The sequence below is a fragment of the Enhygromyxa salina genome (genome assembly GCF_002994635.1).
Lineage (GTDB): Bacteria > Myxococcota_A > Polyangia > Nannocystales > Nannocystaceae > Plesiocystis > Plesiocystis salina_B.
This window is the reverse complement of the sequence record NZ_PVNL01000176.1, coordinates 1-4,476: the sequence shown is the minus strand read 5'-3', so window position 1 is coordinate 4,476 and position 4,476 is coordinate 1. Positions and strand designations below refer to the sequence as shown.

Annotated in this window: 2 protein-coding genes; one reads left to right on the top strand and one right to left on the bottom strand. The window is 67.0% G+C overall.

Annotation, left to right across the window (positions count from 1 at the left end; translation table 11 throughout):
• Positions 1-900 (top strand): hypothetical protein (locus tag ENSA7_RS41520; RefSeq protein ID WP_244924086.1); only part of this gene is annotated, 900 nt, incomplete at its 5' end.
• A 9-nt stretch (positions 901-909) separates the two neighbouring features.
• Here ENSA7_RS41520 and ENSA7_RS41515 read toward each other — a convergent pair.
• Positions 910-3,960: an FAD-dependent oxidoreductase gene (locus tag ENSA7_RS41515; RefSeq protein WP_106094973.1), complete on the bottom strand. Its 3,051-nt coding sequence runs from the start codon at positions 3,958-3,960 to the stop codon at positions 910-912.
• Positions 3,961-4,476: the final 516 nt, after the last annotated feature.

Below are 4,476 nucleotides of genomic sequence, written 5' to 3'. Positions count from 1 at the left end.
GGTGATGGGGACGGGGATGGGGACGGGGACGGGGATGGGGACGGGGATGGCGACGGGGACGGCGATGGGGATGGGGATGGCGACCCCAACGTGGATCCGCTGTGGGTGACCCCGAACCTCTGGTACTCCGTTGAAGATCGACTGATGTACATCGAGATCGACGAGAACGACGGCTCGGTCGTGCAGCTGGTCACCAGCACGATCACGACTCCGCTGGTCGACGGTCAGAACGGGCTCACGATGCTCGAGGACGGCTCGCTGCTCGGCTCGCGCGAGAGCGCCAATGGCACCCAGATCTTTCATGTTGCCGAGCCTCCGACGGAGGCCAGCGAGATCGAGGTCGAGGTGATTGGCAATGTGCCCGATAATGTCCGTGTAGAGGCGCTCTACACGGACTGTCAGGGGCTGGTCTACCTGATGGATACGGGGGTCAACGTGAGCAGCGCGGAGGGGAACCGACTGCTGCGATTTACTGGGGACTACCTCGCAGGGGATCTCGGGTTTGAGGTGATCACGGATCTGCAGATGGCGTCGGTTGCCGACATTGATGACATGGGGCCTGGGATCGATGGGATGGGGGAGATCACGGACGGGATCGGGTTTGCGATCGACTCGGGCCATGTGTACGAGTTTAATTACAACACTGGGACCGGTACTGAGATTGGGTCGGGCGGGACTTGGGGGATTCACGCGCTGGGGGGGCCGCTGTTTACGGATGGTACGGCGCGGTTGTACTTGCTGAATATGGACGCTGAGCTGTTCGAGGCTGATCCGGTTGACCTTGGGTTGTCGCCGATTTTGGTCACGGGGCCGACGCCGAATGGGGACGCGGCGCCTGGGTGGAGCGGGCTGGCGGGGCCGCTGACGGAGTGCGAGTCGACGCTGCCTGATCCGCAGTAGTCGCGTTAGCTAGATCGAGCGCACGACCTCACCGACGCCGATGCGGAAGTCCATGACCATATAGTGCGCCCCCAGCACGGGGATCCGCGCGAGCTCGCCTGTGCCCTCTGCGGTGAGCCCGAGCGCCTCGATCACCGGGACCCGGCGTGACAGCTGCATCTCGACGCGGCCGCCGAGCACCCGCTCGGCGTGTGCCGGGCCGAGACGCTCGATGGGAGCCTCGACCAGCGCCTGGTAGCAGGCCTGCTCGGGCCGGGTCGCGTCTCGGTATTGCTTGAGAAACACCATGGTCAGCGCGCCGCTACGAAGGGTCTTCACGACCAGCTGCATGACCCGGAGCCGCGCGCGGCGGTCGAGGCCGGCGGAGCTGAGCACCTTCGAATTGCTCGCGCCGTTCAGCGCCGCCGACAGATCCGCGAGCGACGACCGTGCGGAGGCTGCCGGAGCGCTGCGTAGGTCCAACACGCGCTGGTGCTGCCACGCAACGCCCACGCCGGCGCCGCTGCTGGGTGGCAAGAACGCGTCGAGCTGCAGGGCGACGTGGCCGTCCGGGCTGACGTCGAACCCGAGCGTGCCCTGGCCCTTGGGAAACCCGAGCACCTCACGTCCGCCGATCACCGCGGCGCCGAGGTCGACCCACAAATAGGGCACGTACGCGCCGATCGCCTCGGGCTCGAGCCGCCCGTCGCGACGCTCGCAGATCGCAACGGGGATCATGAAGCCAAAGTCGCGCTCATGGACCTCACCCGGCGCGTTGCTGGCTGACAGGTGCGGGTTGTCTTGCGCGTAGAAGATCACATGGCCGCCAAGCGGCACGTAGACCCGGTGGTCGTCGAGGCCGAGGTGACGGGTACACAGCGCCTGCAAGCGCGAGCCATCCGCGGGCAGCAACGCCGTGAACATCGTGCTCGCGCGGGCCAGGTAGGGCGGCGCTGTCGACTCGTTGACCTCGCGCTCGATGTAGGGTCGGTAGGTGGTGACGCCGGGGCTCGCGTCACCCGAGAGCCAGTCGCCGTGCATGGTGATCGTCCGGTGGCTTCGAGCGAGCACCTGGGCCGCCCGAATCCCCGACATGGTCGCGCCCTCGATGCAGCCAAGGTTCATTGGGGTCGAGGTCCAGTCGCCCGCGAGGATCAGGTTGTCGTAGCCCGACTCGTCGGCCGAGAGGCGCAGCCGGGTCGTGTCGCGAGGCGAGCGGACGTAGCGATCCGAAGGATGCTGCTGGGGGCTGAAGTGCTGCCACGCGAGCGGGTCGGGGGTGGCCAACGGCGCCCACAGGTGTCGGTGGTCGAACGCGCCCGTGGCCCCGCACAGCTGCGGCCACAAGTGCTCGGCGGAGCGCTCGAGGTGCGCGGCCGTGAGCTGGCGGATCCGTGCGTCCTGGCGCCTGGCGTGGTCACGAAAGTCTGCGCGCGAGGTTGGAGGGAGCGTGTCGTCGGCCATGGCCGCCGTCAAGTACGCGACGCTCTGGGGCCCCTCCGCGGCCGGAAAGCGCTCGACCTCGAGCAGATGTGACATGTCTGCCCAGGTGTCGAGCGGCTCGGCGTAGGGGATCACCACCGCAGGCGGGAGCGCCCATCCTGTCCGCGACAGCGGCTCGCGGATCCACAGCTGCGCCGACGCGGTCATGGTCGTCGTCACTGCCTGGACCATGGCGCCAAACCGCGGGTTGTGATCGTCGTGGATGAGCTCCTGGCACAGCGCGGGGATGCAGCCAAGGCCGACGCCCAGGACCAGCCGATCGAAGTCTCGACCGTGCTCGAGGCACACCGGGGTCGTCGGCCACGTGGACCCCCAGTCCTCGAGCAGCTCGCCGCTCGCCCGCAGCCGCTCGCCGTCGACGAGCTGTTCGTAGCGGGGCTCGCTGGGCCAGCAGGGGAGGCCATGTACGTCGATCAGCGGCTCGTAGTCAGCACCGATGAGATCGATCTGGCGGGCCAGCTCGACCCGAGCGATCCGGCGTCGATCGGTCGAGAGCCGCAGCGCGTCGACGCGGTGAAAGAAGCGAAACTCGACGCCACGACGACGCAGCAGCAGGTACAGGGGGGCGAAGATCACCTCCCCCATGCCGGCCTGCATCTTGTAGAAGATCGCTCCGCGGTAGGTGTAGAGCATGCGCAGGGTCCAGTGCAGTCCCGTGCCCGCGCCGATCTCGATGTCGGCGCTGTAGGCCCCCGCGTAGACGCCCGCCAAGGAGGCGGCCGAGAGCGCGGCCTCGTTCGCGCCATGTCGCCCGAGCCAGGCGCGAAAGTCCTCGTGATCGAGCCGCCGCCAGTCGACGGGGTCTTCGTCGATGAGGCCCTCCTGGATCATGCCGTGGATCATCACGAGGGTCAGATCCGCCGCAGACCAGGCCGCACGCAGGCGCGGGCGCCCGGTGAGCATGCCCTCGAAGATGCCCTGGACGACGGCTGAGAGCGTGAGTAGGCGACGCAGTAGCGCGTCGCGTCGGTTGCCGCCGAGCCCGGTCCCACGTGGGGCGAGGAGCTGCTCGAGTTCGTGGACCGCACCTGCGACCGCGGCTCGAGCGGCGGCTAACACCGCTGCGTTGATGGCTCCGGTTGTGCGGCCACGATCGAGGTAGAGCTCGCGCTGCTCGTCGAACAGCTCGATCAGGAATCGCAGCATGATCGGGATCAGCGCCCGGGGTGTTGGTACTGGAGTGCACAGACCTGGTGGGGCTGAGTTGCGGGGGAACAGCAGGGGCTGGTGCTGCCACTTGTCTCGCTGCTCCTCGAAGACGATCAGCGAGTGGGGTTGGAGCGCTTGCTCGAGCGTTGCGAGCGGGGCGTTGGGGGGGCGATCGAGCTGTTCGTAGCAGCGGCGCATGACGCTGAACGCGTTGTCGTAGAAGCCGTAGAAGAGGTGGAGACCGTGTTCTTCGATGCGATCGAATCGGTCGCCCGCTCGGCTGCTTGCACCCTTGCCGCCTAGGCGATGGCCTGATTGGTAGATTGTGAGCTTGTGGTGTTGTTGCCAGTTGGGTGCTTCGGTTAGCTCGAACGCGGCTGTTAGTGCCGCCATGCCGCCCCCGAGGATGACGATGCGTTCTCGGCTCATCGGGGGGGGATTTTCGCACACAGGGCGCACCGGACTCGGAGTCTTCGATTTGATCGTTGGATCACTCCGATGGGACTCACACGGCGCTCACACAGACTCACACAGGGCGCACCGGACTCGGAGTCTTCGATTTGATCGTTGGATCACTCCGATGGGACTCACACGGCGCTCACACAGGGCGGGGCTCACCGCAGGGCGCACCGCACCGCAGGGCGCACCGGACTCGGAGTCTTCGATTTGATCGTTGGATCACTCCGATGGGCGTACCAGACTTGCGTACAGGGCGAACCGGATTCGCACCGGGCCCACCCGCACCGGGAATCTCCAGTTTGAGCGTTGGAACACTCCTGACGGACACAAGCCCGACGCGGGCGAGCGCCCGGAGAGCGCGACGGCCCCGCCCGACAAACTTGTCAAAATTCTGCAACACCCCCGTCTGCGGGCCGAGAACATCTGCGTGGCCACCCCCGCGCAGAAACAAGCAAGCGCCGCCCGTCGGGCGAAGAACCGAGCCCG

Excerpts from the sequence above, each read along its gene's own strand:
- ENSA7_RS41515 (WP_106094973.1), bottom strand. The coding sequence starts at position 3,960 with ATGAGCCGAGAACGCATCGTCATCCTCGGGGGCGGCATGGCGGCACTA.